Source organism: Aeromonas sp. 102P (assembly GCF_051920345.1).
GTDB classification, from domain to species: Bacteria; Pseudomonadota; Gammaproteobacteria; order Enterobacterales; family Aeromonadaceae; genus Aeromonas; species Aeromonas veronii.
The window spans coordinates 1208926-1225936 of the sequence record NZ_JBQBCZ010000001.1 but is presented as its reverse complement, the minus strand read 5'-3'; the positions used below and the strand labels follow the sequence as shown (position 1 = coordinate 1225936).

Below are 17011 nucleotides of genomic sequence, written 5' to 3'. Positions count from 1 at the left end.
GGCGTCATTATCAACACACTTTATTCTTAAGCCTTCCTGGCTGCACTCAAATTATTCTAAGTTCGGGAGGAACCTCAAAGACTACGTTCTCTTCACGGCCAGGATGCTCGGCGACCACCTTGCCACCCAGCTCCCGCAGGCGGGCAATCACGTTTTGCACCAGCACCTCGGGGGCGGATGCACCTGCAGTGACGCCGATCGCCTTCACCCCTTCCAGCCAGCTCTCCTCGATCATCGACGCATCGTCGATAAGATAGGCTCTGGCACCCACCTTCTCGGCCAGCTCGCGCAGACGGTTGGAGTTGGAAGAGTTACGAGATCCCACCACCAGCATGGCGTCCACCAGCCCCGCCATCTCCCGCACCGCATCCTGACGGTTTTGGGTGGCGTAGCAGATATCGTCCTTGCGCGGCCCCTGGATCTTGGGGAAGTGCTTGCGCAGCGCATCGATCACGTCAGAGGTCTCATCCACGCTCAGGGTGGTCTGGGTGACGAAGCAGAGGTCATCCGGATTCTTCACCTTGAGCTTGGCCACATCTTCCGGCGTCTCCACCAGATACATGCCACCCTCACGATTCTCGTACTGCCCCATGGTCCCGATCACCTCGGGGTGACCGGCGTGGCCGATGAGCACCGCCTCGGAGCCCTTGCGGCTGGCGCGATGAACCTCCATATGCACCTTGGTCACCAGCGGACAGGTGGCATCGAATACCTTGAGGGCGCGGGACTTGGCCATCTCGCGCACTGTCTTGGCCACGCCGTGAGCAGAGAAGATGACGATGCTGTCATCCGGCACCTCATCGAGCTCCTCGACGAAGACCGCCCCCGCCTCCTTCAGCTTGTTCACCACATAGCGGTTATGTACCACTTCGTGGCGGACATAGATGGGGGCACCGAACTTCTCCAGCGCGCTCTCGACAATACTGATGGCGCGATCGACACCGGCGCAAAAACCGCGAGGGTTAGCGAGCAGAATATCCATTAATGCACCTTCTCCTCATCATCAACGCCCAGGATCTCCACCTCGAAGGTGACGGTATGACCGGCCAGCGGGTGGTTGAAATCGACCGTGACCGACATCCCGGCTACCGCCCGGATGATGCCCGGCAGCTCGCTGCCGTTGGGCTGATCGAACAGGATGATGGTGCCGACTTTTGGCTCCACATCGGCGCCAAACTTGGCACGGTCGAGATGGTAGATGTTGTCGGGGTTGGAGAGGCCAAAGGCCTCTTCCGGCGCCAGAGTAAAACTCTTGCTCTCCCCTTCGCACAGGCCCAGCAGACACTGTTCGAAGGTGGGGGTCAGGCTGCCATCGCCCATCCGCAGGCGGGCCGGTTTGCCGTGCAGCGCCGTGCTGTCGGCAACCGAGCCATCTTCCAGCTTGATGGAGAAGTGGAACAGCACGCTGCTGTTAGCGGTGATCTGCTGGCTCATGCCTGCTCCTTTTTCTCACCACGGAAACCGTCCAGCACAATCATGGCGGCCCCGATAAAGATAAAGCTGTCGGCCAGATTGAATGCCGGCCAATGCGCACGCTGCCAGTAGAAGTCGAGAAAATCGACCACATGGCCCAGCACCAGTCGATCAAAGACGTTGCCGAGGGCGCCACCGATGATGAGTGAATAGGCGATACCGCTCCAACGCTGGGTCACCGACTGCTTGCGCAGCCAGTGGATCAGCAATCCACAGATGGCAAAAGCCAGCACCGCGAAGAACCAGCGCTGCCAGCCCCCCTGATCAGCCAGGAAGCTGAATGCGGCGCCCTTGTTGTAGACGTGAACCAGATTGAAGAAGGGGGTGATCTCCACCCCCGGGTAACCAAATGGCAGCAACTTGACCACGGCAAGCTTGCTCGCCTGGTCTAGTACAAAGGCCAGCACTGCCAGCCACAGCCAACGCAGGCCGCTTTTATGTTGAGTCATGTTCATCAAGCAAATTGACGCGTTTCGCCGTCACCCTCAACGTTGGTCACACAGCGACCACAGATCTCTTCGTGACCCGCGATGGTGCCCACATCTTCTACATGGTGCCAGCAGCGGTCGCACTTGGCGGCAGCAGACTGGGCCACGCTCAGCCACAGGTCATCACGCTCGGTCGCCACAGAGCCTTCCGGCGCAGTGTCAGCCTCAACAACCTTGGCTTTGGAGGTGAGCAGCACGAAGCGCAGCTCATCGGCCAGGGCATTCAGGCGTGCAGCCAGCTCCGGCTTGGCGAACAGGGTCAGTTCGGCCTGCAGGGAACCGCCGATACGCTTCTCGCCACGGGCCACTTCCAGCGCCTTGTTCACTTCACCGCGCACGGTGAGGATCTCGGCCCAGAACTCGTCGTTGAGGGTTTCACCCGCTTCCAGCCCGAACAGGCCGTCGTACCACTCTTCGGTGAAGACGAACTCGCCGCGCTCACCCGGCAGCAGCGCCCAGATTTCATCAGCGGTGAAGCTCATGATCGGCGCCATCCAGCGCACCATGGCCTCGGCGATGTGATAGAGGGCGGTCTGGCAGGAGCGACGGGCCAGGCTGTCAGCCTTGGCGGTGTACTGGCGATCCTTGATGACATCCAGATAGAAGGAGCCCATCTCGATGGAGCAGAACTGCATCAGCTTCTGGGTTACGCCGTGGAAGTTGTACTCGTCGAATGCCGCCATGATCTCGGCCTGTACCGCTTTGGCACGACCCACGGCCCAGCGATCCACCACCACCATGTCGGCAGGCGTCACCATGTCGGTCGCCGGATTGAAGCCGTTCAGGTTGGCCAGCAGGAAGCGGGCGGTGTTGCGAATACGACGATAAGCATCGGCGGAGCGCTTGAGGATCTCGTCGGAGACAGTCATCTCGCCGGTGTAGTCAGTGCTCGCTACCCACAGACGCAGGATGTCTGCCCCCAGCTTGTTCATTACGTCCTGCGGGCTCACCACGTTGCCGATGGACTTGGACATCTTGCGACCCTGACCATCAACAGTGAAACCGTGAGTCAGCACCTGGTTGTACGGAGCCTTGTCTTTCATGGCCACGCCGATCATCAGGGAGGACATGAACCAGCCACGGTGCTGGTCAGAACCTTCCAGATACATGTCGGCCGGCTTGCCGTTGAACTCGGGACGGGCATCAACCACGGAAGCGTGGGTAGAACCGGAGTCAAACCAGACGTCCAGAGTGTCAGGCACCTTGTCATACATGTCGGCATCGCTACCCAGCAGCTCGGCCTTGTCCAGATCCCACCATGCCTGAATGCCGGACTGCTCGACCCGCTTGGCTACTTCATGCATCAGACGCACGGATTCCGGATGCAGTTCCTGGGTCTCTTTATGGACGAACAGGGAGATGGGCACACCCCAGGTACGCTGACGGGAGATGCACCAGTCAGGACGGTTCTCGACCATCGCCTGAATGCGGTTTTTACCCCAGGTCGGTACCCAGCCGCTCTGGCCTTGCTGGGCAATACCGTCTTTCTCGATGCGCTCGATCTCTTCCAGCGCGCGCTTGCGCAGACCCTTCTGCTCCATGCTGATGAACCACTGCGGGGTGGCACGGAAGATGATCGGGGTCTTGTGACGCCAGCAGTGCGGATAGGAGTGGTTGAACACCTTGTGGTGCAGCAGGGCGCCGCGCTCGGTCAGCACTTCGATCACGGAGGCATTGGCCTTGAACACATGCTGACCGGCAAACAGTTCGGTATCCGGCAGGTAAACGCCGTTGCTGCCAACCGGGTTGGCCACTTCCAGACCGTATTTCTGGCCGACCACGAAGTCTTCCTGACCGTGGCCAGGGGCGGTGTGAACGGCACCGGTACCGGCATCCAGGGTGACGTGATCACCCAGTACCACAGGCACGTCGAAGCTGTAGAAGGGGTGGTTGAAGCGCAGCAGCTCGAGCGCGGCGCCCTTGGCGTAACCCAGATTGTGGAACTTCTCGATACCGGCGCGATCCATGACGTCCTTGACCAGCTCGGCGGCCAGGATCAGACGCTCGGGGTGCTCACCTTCAACCTGCACCAGTGCGTAATCCAGATCGGCGTGCATGGCGATGGCGCGGTTGGCTGGCAGGGTCCACGGAGTGGTGGTCCAGATCACCGCAGAGATCGGGCCCTTGCCGGTGTGGCCTTCGGCGCAGTCAAACTTGGCGGCAACAGATGCCTCATCAACGGCCTTGAAGCGCACGTCGATGGAGGGGGAGTTCTTGTCGTAGTACTCCACTTCGGCTTCAGCCAGCGCTGAGCCACAATCGGTACACCAGTGCACCGGTTTGGAACCTTTGTGCAGGTGGCCGTTTTCAACGATCTTGGCCATGGAGCGGATGATGTTGGCTTCGGTGCCAAAATCCATGGTCAAGTAGGGGTGTTCCCAGTCACCCAGCACGCCCAGACGGATGAAGTCGGTCTTCTGCGCTTCGATCTGGGTCTTGGCGTACTTGCGGCACTCGGCGCGGAATTCGGCAGCGGAGACCTTCTCGCCCGGCTTGCCGACCATGCCTTCCACTTTCAGTTCGATAGGCAGACCGTGGCAATCCCAGCCCGGCACATAGGGGGAATCGAAACCGGAGAGGCCCTTGGACTTGATGATGATGTCTTTGAGGATCTTGTTGACCGAGTGACCGATGTGAATGTTGCCGTTCGCATAGGGGGGGCCATCATGCAGAATGAAAGAAGGCTTGCCCGCTTTGGCGCGGCGAATAGCGCCGTAGAGATCCTGATCATACCAACGCTTCAGCATGTTGGGTTCGCGCTTGGCCAGATCGCCACGCATCGGAAACTCGGTTTCCGGAAGATTCAGGGTGTGTTTATAGTCGCTCATCAGTCCTGGGTTCCCTTCTTTTCTAAAAGAGTGCTGGGTAAATTGAATTGTGGCAGCCCGAACCAGGCTCGGGCCGCCAGGGCATCTCGTTCGATCTGCTCTTTCAAGGCAGTGAAAGAGGCAAACTTCTGCTCTTCGCGCAGCTTGTGGCGAAGCAGCACCTTGACCTGCTGACCATATAGATCACCAGAAAAATCAAATAGATGTACTTCCAATCTGGCTTGTGTACCGCTCAAGGTCGGCCGTACACCCACATTGGCTACACCGGGGAAGGTCTTGCCGGAACATATCACTTCCACCGCAAACACGCCACCGACCGGGATCACCTGGCGCTTGAGGGCCAGATTGGCGGTGGGAAAACCTATGGTGCGCCCCAGCTTGTCGCCGTGAGCCACCCGGCCGCTGATGGTATAGGGGCGGCCGAGCATCAGCTCAACCTCCGCCATCCGGCCCGCTTTCAGGGCCTCGCGTACGAGTGTGCTGCTGACCCGCTGCCGTTCGAGCTGGAAGCTCTGGGTACTGATCACCTCGAAGCCGAAGCGATGGCCCGCCTCCTCCAGCAGGCGGAAGTCCCCTTCCCGCCCCTTGCCGAAGCGAAAATCGTCGCCGACCACCAGATAGCGCACCCCGAGCTTCTCCACCAGTAACTGCTTGATGAAGGTCGAGGCCGCCTGCTCGGCAAAGCGGTGACTGAAGCGCACGCAGAGCATGCGGTCGATCTGCAGACCCTTGAGCGCTTCATACTTCTCCCGCAACCGGCTCAGCCGGGCGGGCGCAGCTGTGCCGGCAAACAGCTCCAGCGGCTGCGGCTCAAACAGCATGACGCAGGCGGGCAATCCCAGCTGGGCCGCTTTCTCCTTGAGACGTGCCAATACCGCATGGTGACCCTGATGAACCCCATCAAAGTTGCCAATGGTTAATACACATCCCCGGTGACGGGGCTTGAGATTGTGAATGCCGCGAATAAGCTCCATCAGTGCCTTGTGCGTTGCTGCCATGGAAATCGGCGGATTATATATCAGGCAGCAGGCAGGGTCAGCCCTCATAGCCTGATTTCAACTATCCGGGCCCAATCCCGCCCCTTGGCGGCGCCATGAGACACTATCCCCATGACGCCGCAGGATCACGGCTACTGCTGCCCCGATTTAAGGTGACGCGGCCGAATGCCCAACAGCAGCAACACCACGGCATAGACCGCAGCCCCCAGCGACAACAGCATGGTCAGTTGCAAACTGGCCTTGCCCATGCTCCATGCGCCCCACTGGGCCAAATCTGGCGACAGATAGGCGAGCACGCCCCCCATCAGCACGCTGGCGACCAGCAGCTTGAGGCAGAACACGCCAGTATGGCGGGAGGGACGATAGACGCTCTGCTGGTACAACCCCTTGAACAGCAAAGCCGCATTCAGAGTGCCCGAGCAGGCAGTCGAGAGCGCCAGCCCCACGTAACCGAGCGGGTAGATGAAGATGAGGTTGCAAGCCATGTTGGCAATCATCGACATCACCCCGATCCGCACCGGAGTCTTGGTATCCTGACGGGCGTAATAACCGGGGGCCAGCACCTTGATCAGCATCAGGGAGAGCAGACCGGTAGTGGAGGCCAGCAGGCTGGCGCTCGACATGCTCACTTCATGCAGGCCAAATTCGCCGCGCATGAACAGCACTCGCAAAATGGGCTCGCGCATGACCGCAATGCCTATCATGGCGGGCAGGCCGAGCAGCATCACCATCCGCACCCCCCAATCCATAGTGCGGGAGAAGTCCGCCGGATCGGCATCCACATGCTTCTTGGCCAGCGCTGGCAGGATCACGGTACTGATGGCCACCGCAAACAGCCCGAGGGGGAACTCCAGCAGGCGATCCGAGTAGTAGAGATAGCTGATGGCACCAGTCGCCAGGAAGGAAGCCAGCATGGTGTTGACCAGCAGGTTGATCTGGCTGACCGAGACCCCGAACAGGGCCGGGATCATCAGTGTGCGGATCTTCACTACCCCAGGGTGATTCCATCCCCACTTGGGCCATACCAGCATGTTGATTTGGCGCAAAAAGGGGTATTGGAACAAAAACTGCACCAAACCGCCCAAAAAGACACCAATCGCCAGCGAGATCTCAGGTTTGTCCATCAGTGGCGCAATCCACCAGGCCGCCGCAATCATGGTGATGTTGAGAAACACCGGCGTAAACGACGAGACCGCAAAGCGGCCGAAGGTGTTGAGGATAGCCCCCGCCATGGCGGTAAAGGTGATGAACCAGAGGTAAGGGAAGGTGATTTTGAGCATCAGACTGGCGAGCTCGAACTTCTCGGCCGCAGGGCCGTCATGCAGCCAGTCCCAGAACCAGCCCCAGCCAAACAGCGCGGTCAGCACACCCGACCCCAGCACACCGAGCAGGGTGACCACAGTCACTATGCCCCCCAACGTACCCGCCACCGCAGCCAGCAATTCACGCACTTCCCCCTCGTCGCCATTTTTCTTGTACTCCGTCATCACGGGAACAAAGGCCTGGTTGAAGGCACCTTCGGCGAACAGGCGACGCAGAAAGTTGGGAATGCGATTGGCAAAAAAGAAGACGTCGGCGGCCACCCCGGCACCAAGCAGATTTGCGATGACCACATCGCGAACCAAGCCCATTACGCGGGATGCCAGCGTCATTCCGGACACTATCATACCGGATTTGATCAATTTCTTACTCAAGACGAGGCCTCTGGAACTGTCAGAATGAAAAGAATGCTGCTAGAATCGGCCGACAGTTTAACCGTCTCCCTACTGACACACCACCGGGAGGCGGTGTTTATTTGCACAAATCATTTGACAATATGTGGTTGGAAGGGCATATTTCCGGGCCTTTTCAATACACTCGCTAAGACAGTTTTAGGAGTTTTACCTTGGCTAACATCAAATCTGCTAAGAAGCGCGCTCTTCAGTCAGAAAAACGCCGTCAGCACAACGCCAGCCGTCGTTCCATGACCCGTACCTACCTGAAGAAAGTCATTGCTGCTATCGCCTCTGGCGACAAAGCTGCTGCGACTGCCGCTTTCGCTGTTGCTCAGCCGATCATGGATCGTATGGCGACCAAAGGCCTGATCCACAAGAACAAAGCTGCTCGTCACAAGAGCCGCCTGTCTGCCCAGATCAAAGCTATGGCTTAATCAGCTTCTGCTGATCAAAGCTGAAAAAACCGGCCTTAGTGCCGGTTTTTTATTTATCTGCGCTGCAATAAAGTCGATGCAGCAAACTGATCATTTCACGCACCTCATGGCTGCGCAGCGAATAGTAGACCGTCTGGGCCTCTTTGCGCGTCGTCACCAGCTCATCCCGCCGCAGCAGCGCAAGATGCTGTGACAAGGCCGACTGACTCAATCCCAACCGCTCGTTGAGCTCCCCCACTGACAGTTCGCGCTCCAGCAACTGGCACAGAATAAACAGCCGCCGCTCGTTGGCCAGCGCCTTGAGCAAGGCCACCGCTTTACTCGCATTGGCTTCCATCTCTTCAAGTTGCATCACATCTCTCCTCTACCACTGATCGCCGATGATACGTGGTGACGGGTCGTTTTAAAACGACAGGGTGGCCGGCTGGATGGCGGAGAAGTTCTCCTGCCCGGAAAAGAGAAAGGTAAAATCGCTCTCGCAGACCCGCTTCACCGCCGGATGCTGGATCATCCGCTCGGCGAAGATGACGTAATACTCCTCCATCAGATCCTGAGTTTCCCCGATCAGCATCACCCCCTCCCCCTCGAGGATCTCCTCCCGATAGATGGTGGGGGCCATGAAAATCCCCTGATTGAAGAAGCCAAACGCCTTCATCAAGGCGGCATCATCAAACTCGCCAAGAATGCTGGGGGAGACACCCTGCTGCTCGAACCACTGAGTCAGCTGACGCCCCATGGCGGTACGGCGACCGGGGATCAGCAGCTTGCGCTCTTCCAGACAGGCAGGAAAGGGCTTTTCAGGCAGCGGCGCCTTGCAGAAGAAGCTGACGCCACAGCCGCCCAGCCGTTTGGAGAGCAGCCCCGCATGTTGGCTGGAGTCCACCGGACAGTCGGAGAGGATCATATCGAGCTTGTGCTCGCTCAGCTGCTCCAGCAGCAGTTCGTGGGTTGATTCAAAACAGCGCAGATGGATGGAACCATCATTGGGGATGACGGAGAGCAGCACGCGGCTTGCAAGGCGCTTGGAGAGGGCATCGGCGATGCCGACGTCGAACAGGATCTGGCTCTCCTTGCGGTAGTTGACGATATCGAGCATCTCGTAGGAGAGGCTGAACATCTTGTCGGCATAGCGAAACACCAGTTGACCCAGCTCGGTCGCCTCAAGGGAGCGCCCCTTGCGTTTGAGCAGCTTGCCACCGAGGCGCTGCTCCAGCAGCTTGATCTGGCCGGTGACGGTTTGCGGGGTCAAAAAAAGGGCTTCCGCTGCCTGGGTAACGGAGCCCTTCTTCTGAGTCATCCAGAAATAGTAGAGGTGGTTGTAGTTAAGGTGTGACATCCGATGGGGTTCCCGCTTGACGCGGACTCCGGTAGCAGCTGAGTTCAACCGCCAGAATGTCATACATGTCGCTAACCGAGTCAACCTTGTTCGCGCCAAACTGCTCCATCAGACTGGCCTTGAGGCGTGCCTTGTCCGGCATCCGGTCAGCGCAATAACGCTTGTTGGAGCGCTTGACCATCTCGCCAGCCCGGCTGCTCAGCGCCCGCTCGGAGAAGGTCTCGCCAAAGCGCGCCTTGGCCTGCTTGTCCCCCAGCAGCAGGGCGCTATCTACCACCCCGTTAAGATAGGCAGAGCAGTTCGCCGAAGTGGCGTCCTGCTTGCAATCCTCCAGCCCGCCGGCCCATGCCGCGGGGCTCAACAACAGCATCAACAACCCTGTATGCAGCTTCATAGTCCCTCCGTACTCTGTTCCCCTTCACCCTTGGGAAGGGCCATGCGCAAGGCCAGATAGCCGACTACCGCCGCCATGGTGGAGCCCACCAGGATCCCGAGGCGAGAGTAGCTGCCGTAATCCAGCCCACCGTGCTCGAAGGCGAGAGACGCGATAAACATCGACATGGTGAACCCGATGCCACAGAGGATGCTGACCGCAAAAATCTGCTTGAAGTTGACCCCGGGCGGCAACTGGGCGATGCCCAGCTTGACCGACAGCCAGCTGATGGTGAACACCCCGAGCGGCTTGCCGATAAACAGCCCCAGCATGATCCCCATAGGTACCGGACTCAGCAGGGAGGAGAGACCAATCCCTTCCAGCGATACCCCTGCGTTGGCAAAGGCAAACAGCGGCAGGATCAGATAGGCACTCCAGGGGTGCAGTTGATGCTCCAGATACTTGAGCGGCGAGGCGTAACGCTTGCCGTTAAGCGGAACCATAAAGCCCACCACTACACCCGCCAGGGTCGCATGAACGCCCGACTTGAGCACCGCAACCCAGAGCACCAGACCAACCAGCATGTAGAGGCTGATCCTGTCCTCACCACGACGATTCATCCAAAGCAGAGTGAGGGTTGCCAGAATACCGATGGCCAGCGCTTCCAGCGACAGCTGCTGGGTATAGAAGAGCGCGATGATGATGATGACGCCGAGGTCATCCATGATGGCCAACGCCAGCAGGAATACCTTGAGGCTCACCGGCACCCGCTTGCCAAGCAGCGCCATCACCCCGAGGGCAAAGGCGATGTCGGTCGCAGCCGGGATCGCCCAGCCAGCGCGCGCCACTTCGTCCGAGTAGTTGAAAAAGGCATAGATCAATGCCGGAGCCAGCATGCCGCCCACCGCCGCGATGGCCGGAAAAGTCGCTTGCACCCGAGAGGAGAGCGCCCCCTCCAGCATTTCACGCTTCACTTCCAGGCCAACCAGCAGGAAGAAGATCGCCATAAAGCCATCGTTGATCCAGAGCAGCAGCGGCTTGTTGATGTCGAGAGCCGCGATGCGCACCTGCACCGGCGTGTCGAGAAACGCCTGATACCCGCCAGCCAGCGCGGTATTGGCTAAAATCATTGCCAGCATGGCAGCCATGATCAGAATAATTCCGGAGGCGGCCTCCAGCTTCAGGAACTTTTTGATTACGTCACTCATGGTTAAATTTTCCACCGTATTGCTTTGGTTTGAGTCTATCCCTTGCAACAACCAATGGAAAATCGTTTCTTGCTGCTCAATACAACGAAAAAACCGAAGGCAAAATAGAACATACCTGCTATGAGCAGGTTTTTCCTCGTCTCTGGCTACCGTCTTATTAATCAATAAAATGAATTTTCAATTATTTAACTGCATAAAAAAGGCGCCCTGAGGCGCCTTGCTATCAGATGGCGACGGGCGCCTTGATGCCGGGATGGGGGTCATAACCCTCGATCTCGAAATCCTCGAACTTGTAGTCGAAGATGGAGTCAGGTTTGCGCTTGATCACCAGGGTCGGCAGCGGGCGCGGCTCGCGGGAGAGCTGCATAGCTGTCTGCTCCATATGGTTGGAGTAGAGATGCACATCACCGCCAGTCCAGACGAAGTCACCCACTTCCAGATCGCACTGCTGGGCCATCATATGGGTCAGCAGGGCGTAGCTGGCGATGTTGAACGGCAGGCCGAGGAACACATCACAACTGCGCTGGTAGAGCTGGCAGGAGAGCTTGCCGTCCGCCACATAGAACTGGAAGAAGGCGTGGCAGGGAGCCAGCGCCATCTTGTCCAGCTCGCCCACGTTCCAGGCGGAGACGATGATGCGGCGCGAATCCGGGTTGTGCTTGATGTCATCCACCGCCTTCTGGATCTGGTCGATGACAGACCCGTCAGCCGCAGGCCAGGAGCGCCACTGAGCACCGTAAACCGGCCCCAGATCGCCATTCTCGTCGGCCCACTCATCCCAGATGCTGACGCCGTTTTCCTTCAGATAGGCGGTATTGGTATCGCCATTGAGGAACCAGAGCAGCTCGTGAATGATGGAGCGCAGGTGGCACTTCTTGGTGGTCACCAGCGGGAAACCTTCCGCCAGATTGAAGCGCATCTGATGGCCGAACAGGGAGACAGTACCGGTGCCGGTACGGTCTGACTTGACGGTCCCCTCATCGAGGATTTTCTGCATCAGGTCGAGATAAGCTCGCATTATTTCGCCTCCTTCACGGCATTACCAAACAACTGCGGACGCTTGTAGGCGGCCCAAATCATCAGGGCACCGGCGATAATCATCGGGGTGGAGAGGATCTGGCCCATGCTGATCTCCTGGAAGTAGAGACCGAGCTGGCTGTCCGGCTGGCGCACAAACTCCACCAGGAAGCGGAACAGGCCGTAGAACAGCAGGAACATGCCGGAGATGGCGCCGCGCGGCGGATTCTTGCGCCAGAACAGGTTGAGGATGATGAACAGCACCACCCCTTCCAGTGCGAACTGGTAAAGCTGGGAGGGATGACGCGGCTCGGGGCCGGCCTCCGGGAAGATGATGGCCCAGGGCACATCGGTGACCCGGCCCCACAGCTCGCCGTTGAGGAAGTTGCCGATCCGGCCAACGCCGAGACCAAACGGAATGAGCGGTGCCACAAAGTCGGCCACGGTGAAGAAGTGGCGCTTGGTCTTGTGGGCAAACCAGATCATCGCGGTGATCACCCCGATCAGGCCACCGTGGAACGACATGCCGCCGGTCCAGATCTTGAACAGGTAGGTGGGATCCGCGAGGAAGAGATCGAAGTTGTAGAACAGCACGTAACCGACACGGCCACCGAGGATCACCCCGAGGAAGCCGTAAAACAGCAGGTCCGACACCTCGTTGCGGGTCCAGCCGCTGTTCGGCGCATCGGCGCGACGGCCAGCAAGCCACATGGCAAACGCGAAACCGAACAGGTACATGAGACCATACCAGCGTACCGATAGTGGTCCCAAACTGAATGCTACGGGATCAATCTGCGAGAAAACCCAATATCCATCGTGCTGCATATGCGGCCCCAGTCAAAATAAAAGCCGCATTTTCCGATCATTCGTCAGCAGGGACAAGGCATGATTATCAATCACTCTGTTTCGATTTATGACCGGCTCGCAGCAAACCGCCCAAACCATGCTCCTCCAGATAGCGGGCAAACAGGCCGCGCAGTACGTGGGGGTTGTCATGTTTGAGGCCATCGGCCATCAGTTCGGTCAACTCGCTCAGGGTGGATTGACGCAGCACGTACTTGATCCGGGCGATGTTGTGGGTATTCATACTGAAGCGGCGATAACCCATAGCAAGCAGCAACAGTACGCCGACCGGATCACCGGCCAGCTCGCCACACACCGACACCGGCTTCTGGTAGCGATGGGAGGCATCAACCAGCTGTTGCAGGGCGCGGATCACCGCAGGATGGAAGGCATCGTAGATGTTGGCAACCCGAGAGTTGTTGCGATCCACCGCCAACAGGTACTGGGTCAGGTCGTTACTGCCCACCGACCAGAAATCGATGAGCGGCGCCATCTCCGGCAAAATAAAGAGGGCTGAGGGCACCTCGATCATCACCCCGAGGCTGGGGTAGCGGATCACTGCATCGCGGCTCGCCGCCTCTTCCGACACTTCCCGCCATGCCTGATCCAGCAGACGACGGGAGGCTTTGATTTCGCTGACGCTGCTGATCATCGGCAGCATGATGGCCAGATTGTCCAGCCCTTCACTGGCCCTCAGCATCGCCTTGAGCTGCACCAGAAACAGTTCGGGGTGATCCAGGGTGATCCGAATCCCCCGCCAGCCAAGGAAGGGATTTTCCTCGACGATGGGGAAATAGGGTAACGGCTTGTCGCCGCCCACATCCAGCGTCCGCATGCAGACCGGCCGGTTGCGGTAGGTCTCCAGAATGCCGCGATAGCGGGCAGTCTGCTCCCACTCGGAGGGGAAGCTCTCCTGCAGCATAAAGGGGATCTCGGTGCGATAGAGCCCGACCCCGTCCGCCAGCTGGTTGAGGGAGATCTCGGTATCGGCGCTGAGACCGGCGTTGAGCAACAGGGAGACCTTGGTGCCGTCGGCCGTCTCGGATGGCAGGTTGTCGACGCTGCGCACCAGGGTATCGAGCGCCCGCTCTTCGCTCAGCAGCTGACGATACTCGGTCAGGATCACCTGATTGGGCTCGATGAAGAGATCGCCGCTGTAGCCATCGACGACCAGCATGCGACCGCCAATGTCGCCAAGAGGCAGATCCACCCCCATGATGGCGGCAACCCCCATGGCACGGGCCAGAATAGCCGCGTGGGAGTTGGTCCCCCCCTTGAGCGATACCACCCCGGTCAGATACTCGCGAGGTACTTCTGCCAGAATGGTGGCGGTCACCTCATCGGCAACCAGCACCACCGGCTCACCGATGGAGATATGTTCCGGTTCATTCTGCACCAGTCGGCTGATCAGCCGCTGGGCAATATCCTTCACGTCGGTGGAGCGCTCCTGCAGGTAGGGATCCTTCATCCCCTTGAACTGCTCGATCAAGCGATCGCTGATCAGCTTGACCGCAGATACTGCAGTCCAGTGCTCCTTGCTCACCTTGTTGCGAATGGGCTTGATATAGCCTGGATCGTTCAGCAGATGGAGGTAGATATCGAAAATCGCCACCGAATCCTGGCTGTAGCTCTCGCGAAAACGCAGCGCCAAACTCTCCAAGTCGTGACGCACTTCCTCAACCGCCAGCTCCAGCCGCGCCAGCTGGCTGGCATGGTCTTCATCCTTGCGCGGGGTAATGGACGAGAGCGCCTTGCGGGGCCGCCACACCCAGGCTTTGGCCATGGCGATGCCGCAGGCACCGGCGATACCGCGCAGCGGCTTGCTCCAGTCGGTCTTCTGCAACCACCCCTTGGCCTGAGCCTGGGCGATCCGCGCCGCCAGCTGGGCCGCCAGGGTGACCATGAAGGACTCTTCCCCCTCATCGAAGCGGCGACTCTCCTTCTGCTGCACCACCAGAATGCCGACCACCTGACGCTGATGCATGATGGGGGCACCGAGGAAGGAGCGGAACGCCTCTTCGGCAACATCGGGCAGGAATTTGAAGCTGGGATGCGCGGGGGCATCAGCCAGGTTGATCAGCTCTTCCCGCTGACCGACCAGACCGACGATGCCCTGCTCGTAGGGCAGGGTCACCTTGCCGACCGCGGACGGGGCCAAGCCGTCGGTAGCCGCCAGGCGATAGCGGCGCACCTCGGGTTCCGAGACATAGACGGAGCAGCAGTCCACTGCCATGGCGTGCCGGGTCTGGCTCACCAATGCCTGTAAGGCCTGCTCGAGGGTATTGGCCTCGGCCATGCTCTCGACGATACGTCTCAGTTCCGTTAACAACTAATCTGTGCTCCTTAACGGGCGCGATTGCGTCGCCCATCCTTCTTGTTGACCTGCACTACCGGCACTGGCATCGCCAGCGGGGCAAACTCTTTCATGACCCGGCGGTAAACCTCCCGCTTGAACGAGACGACCTGCCGCACCGGGTACCAGAAGCTGACCCAACGCCAGTCGTCAAATTCGGGATGGCCATGACAGCCGAACTGGATCCGCGACTCCTTGCCCGAATTCAGCTGTAACAGGAACCATTTTTGTTTTTGGCCAATACAGACCGGTGAACTGTCCCAGCGGACAAGACGTTTGGGTAAACGGTACTTTAGCCAGTTACGACTGGTGGCCATGATGGTCACATCTTCGGGCTTGAGGCCAATCTCCTCATACAGCTCTCGATACATGGCCTGCTCTGGCGTTTCACCATCATCAACCCCCCCCTGCGGAAACTGCCAGGAGTGCTGCCCATAGCGTTTAGCCCACAACACTTGTCCTTCACGGTTACAGATCACGATACCGACATTGGGACGAAATCCGTCGCCATCAATCACGTGATCACCTTATAAAGGCTGAATCTATAAGGAGATTGTTCCACATTCACCCCGTGGCAGCAAACAAGGAGTGAATCCCCTGTTTCATGAATAACTTTCAATTTCAAACATACTTATAAACAAATCCAAGGATCCGCGCCCCCAAGTTGCCCACCCAGGCTGTGCATAAAGCTGTTAGCAAACGGGTATATACAGTACTTTTTAACTGTACGCGAAAAGTGCCCCTCCGTATCACCACACGACATGAAATATAAAAAATCATTATTTTTTATAAGCTTGAGATAAAACAACTGGATCTAGATCCATGTTCCACCAAGAGCCAGATCCATGATCCGGATTGTGAACAAGTTCAACTGCTCAAAGATCCACCGCGGCGAAATTATCCACAGGAGTGGCACAATATCTACCCCGTTTACCCTGTAAAAATGGGGTGGCATTCACAATTTTTTGTAACATATCAGCGACTCCAACCACTTTCATCCACTTATCCAAGATTTCTGTGGATAACTGTGTGTAACATCATGCACAAACCCTTGGACAACTATTTCGAGGTCAAACCAGACCAGGATCACTACTCGATAAAATAGACAAAATCCTTTAAAATCATAATGATGAGCTGATAGCCACCAAATTCTCTGCATTTGCTCTTATCCACTCAGGATCGGTTATAAAAACAGCGATCCTTCTCGGGATCCTCCCCTGTTAGAATATGGCGAGCAAGATGGAGCCAACTATGCCAAGCAATCCCCAATCCGAGCAGGAGTTATTGAGCCGTGCCTATGCCATGGCTGGCTTCACGCTGGCGCAGCTGGCCGCCGAGGCTGGTGTCGCAGTGCCCAAAGACCTGCGCCGTGACAAGGGGTGGGTCGGTCAGTTGATCGAGCTGCAACTGGGAGCCAGCGCAGGGAGCAAGCCGGAGCAGGACTTCCCGGAGCTGGGGATCGAACTCAAGACGATCCCCGTTGATCCTCAAGGCAAACCGCTGGAGACCACCTTCGTCTGCGTCGCCCCGCTGATCGGCGTCAGCGGCCAGCGCTGGGAGGAGTCCAACGTGCGCAACAAGCTCTCCCGGGTGCTCTGGATCCCGGTGGAAGGCAGTCGCGAGATCCCGGTTGGCGAGCGGCGGGTCGGCATGCCGCTGATGTGGAGCCCGAATGAAGAGGAAGATCGACTACTGCGTCAGGACTGGGAGGAGCTGATGGACATGATAGTGCTGGGAGAAGTGGAGCAGATCAGCGCCCGCCACGGCCAGGTGCTGCAACTGCGCCCCAAGGCGGCCAACAACAAGGCTCTGACCCGGGCCATCGGCCGCAACGGCCAACCGATCATGACCCTGCCCCGCGGCTTCTATCTCAAGATCGACTTCACCCACAGTTTGCTGCAACGCTATTTTGCCTTGCCGACTTGATCTGCCTTATCAACATCTT

Annotated in this window: 16 protein-coding genes; 2 read left to right on the top strand and 14 right to left on the bottom strand. The window is 58.4% G+C overall.

The window, feature by feature from the left end; translation table 11 throughout:
• Positions 1-46 precede the first annotated feature (46 nt).
• The 6 genes from ispH to murJ all read right to left on the bottom strand — a co-directional run bounded on the left by ispH (position 47) and on the right by murJ (position 7481).
• The gene (gene ispH, locus ACTG1K_RS05890) at positions 47-982 is read right to left on the bottom strand and encodes a 4-hydroxy-3-methylbut-2-enyl diphosphate reductase (protein ID WP_005348935.1); all 936 of its coding nucleotides are present in this window, start codon (positions 980-982) and stop codon (positions 47-49) included.
• Positions 982-1434: an FKBP-type peptidyl-prolyl cis-trans isomerase gene (fkpB, locus tag ACTG1K_RS05885; protein ID WP_042059691.1), complete on the bottom strand. Its 453-nt coding sequence runs from the start codon at positions 1432-1434 to the stop codon at positions 982-984. The genes ispH and fkpB overlap by 1 nt, the downstream gene beginning before the upstream one ends.
• Positions 1431-1928, bottom strand: a complete 498-nt coding sequence (gene lspA / locus ACTG1K_RS05880) for a signal peptidase II (protein WP_005340447.1) — start codon at positions 1926-1928, stop codon at positions 1431-1433. Before lspA ends, fkpB begins: the two co-directional genes overlap by 4 nt.
• Positions 1928-4789 carry an isoleucine--tRNA ligase gene (gene ileS / locus ACTG1K_RS05875; protein WP_440004940.1) on the bottom strand — a complete coding sequence of 954 codons (2862 nt, stop codon included), beginning with the start codon at positions 4787-4789 and terminating at the stop codon, positions 1928-1930. The genes lspA and ileS overlap by 1 nt, the downstream gene beginning before the upstream one ends.
• Entirely contained in the window at positions 4789-5763 is a 975-nt protein-coding gene (gene ribF / locus ACTG1K_RS05870) for a bifunctional riboflavin kinase/FAD synthetase (RefSeq protein ID WP_440006803.1), read from the bottom strand. Before ribF ends, ileS begins: the two co-directional genes overlap by 1 nt.
• 155 nt (positions 5764-5918) lie before the next feature.
• A complete protein-coding gene (gene murJ, locus ACTG1K_RS05865) occupies positions 5919-7481 on the bottom strand; it encodes a murein biosynthesis integral membrane protein MurJ (RefSeq protein ID WP_440004939.1) in 1563 nt (520 codons plus the stop codon).
• Positions 7482-7672: 191 nt separating this feature from the next.
• Between murJ and rpsT the strand changes: the two genes are divergently transcribed.
• Positions 7673-7936 carry a 30S ribosomal protein S20 gene (gene rpsT, locus ACTG1K_RS05860; RefSeq protein ID WP_005308808.1) on the top strand — a complete coding sequence of 88 codons (264 nt, stop codon included), beginning with the start codon at positions 7673-7675 and terminating at the stop codon, positions 7934-7936.
• Positions 7937-7985: 49 nt separating this feature from the next.
• On the opposite strand, the gene ACTG1K_RS05855 is transcribed toward rpsT, so the two are convergent.
• The 8 genes from ACTG1K_RS05855 to rppH form a co-directional block, all read right to left on the bottom strand.
• Positions 7986-8288, bottom strand: coding sequence for an ArsR/SmtB family transcription factor (locus ACTG1K_RS05855; RefSeq protein WP_013724128.1), 303 nt, complete (start codon positions 8286-8288; stop codon positions 7986-7988).
• A gap of 51 nt (positions 8289-8339) precedes the next feature.
• Positions 8340-9272: a transcriptional activator NhaR gene (nhaR, locus tag ACTG1K_RS05850; RefSeq protein ID WP_005340434.1), complete on the bottom strand. Its 933-nt coding sequence runs from the start codon at positions 9270-9272 to the stop codon at positions 8340-8342.
• Positions 9259-9666, bottom strand: a complete 408-nt coding sequence (locus tag ACTG1K_RS05845) for a hypothetical protein (protein WP_005348920.1) — start codon at positions 9664-9666, stop codon at positions 9259-9261. The genes nhaR and ACTG1K_RS05845 overlap by 14 nt, the downstream gene beginning before the upstream one ends.
• Positions 9663-10853 carry a Na+/H+ antiporter NhaA gene (gene nhaA, locus ACTG1K_RS05840; RefSeq protein ID WP_064338810.1) on the bottom strand — a complete coding sequence of 397 codons (1191 nt, stop codon included), beginning with the start codon at positions 10851-10853 and terminating at the stop codon, positions 9663-9665. Before nhaA ends, ACTG1K_RS05845 begins: the two co-directional genes overlap by 4 nt.
• Positions 10854-11076: 223 nt before the next feature.
• Positions 11077-11871: a thymidylate synthase gene (gene thyA, locus ACTG1K_RS05835; RefSeq protein ID WP_440004938.1), complete on the bottom strand. Its 795-nt coding sequence runs from the start codon at positions 11869-11871 to the stop codon at positions 11077-11079.
• A complete protein-coding gene (gene lgt, locus ACTG1K_RS05830) occupies positions 11871-12695 on the bottom strand; it encodes a prolipoprotein diacylglyceryl transferase (RefSeq protein ID WP_031227775.1) in 825 nt (274 codons plus the stop codon). The genes thyA and lgt overlap by 1 nt, the downstream gene beginning before the upstream one ends.
• A 67-nt stretch (positions 12696-12762) precedes the next feature.
• Positions 12763-15042, bottom strand: coding sequence for a phosphoenolpyruvate--protein phosphotransferase (gene ptsP / locus ACTG1K_RS05825; protein WP_227095783.1), 2280 nt, complete (start codon positions 15040-15042; stop codon positions 12763-12765).
• A gap of 14 nt (positions 15043-15056) precedes the next feature.
• Positions 15057-15584, bottom strand: coding sequence for an RNA pyrophosphohydrolase (gene rppH / locus ACTG1K_RS05820; RefSeq protein ID WP_005357996.1), 528 nt, complete (start codon positions 15582-15584; stop codon positions 15057-15059).
• 733 nt (positions 15585-16317) lie between these two features.
• Here rppH and mutH point away from each other — a divergent pair.
• The gene (gene mutH, locus ACTG1K_RS05815; RefSeq protein ID WP_227095782.1) at positions 16318-16992 is read left to right on the top strand and encodes a DNA mismatch repair endonuclease MutH; all 675 of its coding nucleotides are present in this window, start codon (positions 16318-16320) and stop codon (positions 16990-16992) included.
• Positions 16993-17011 lie beyond the last annotated feature (19 nt).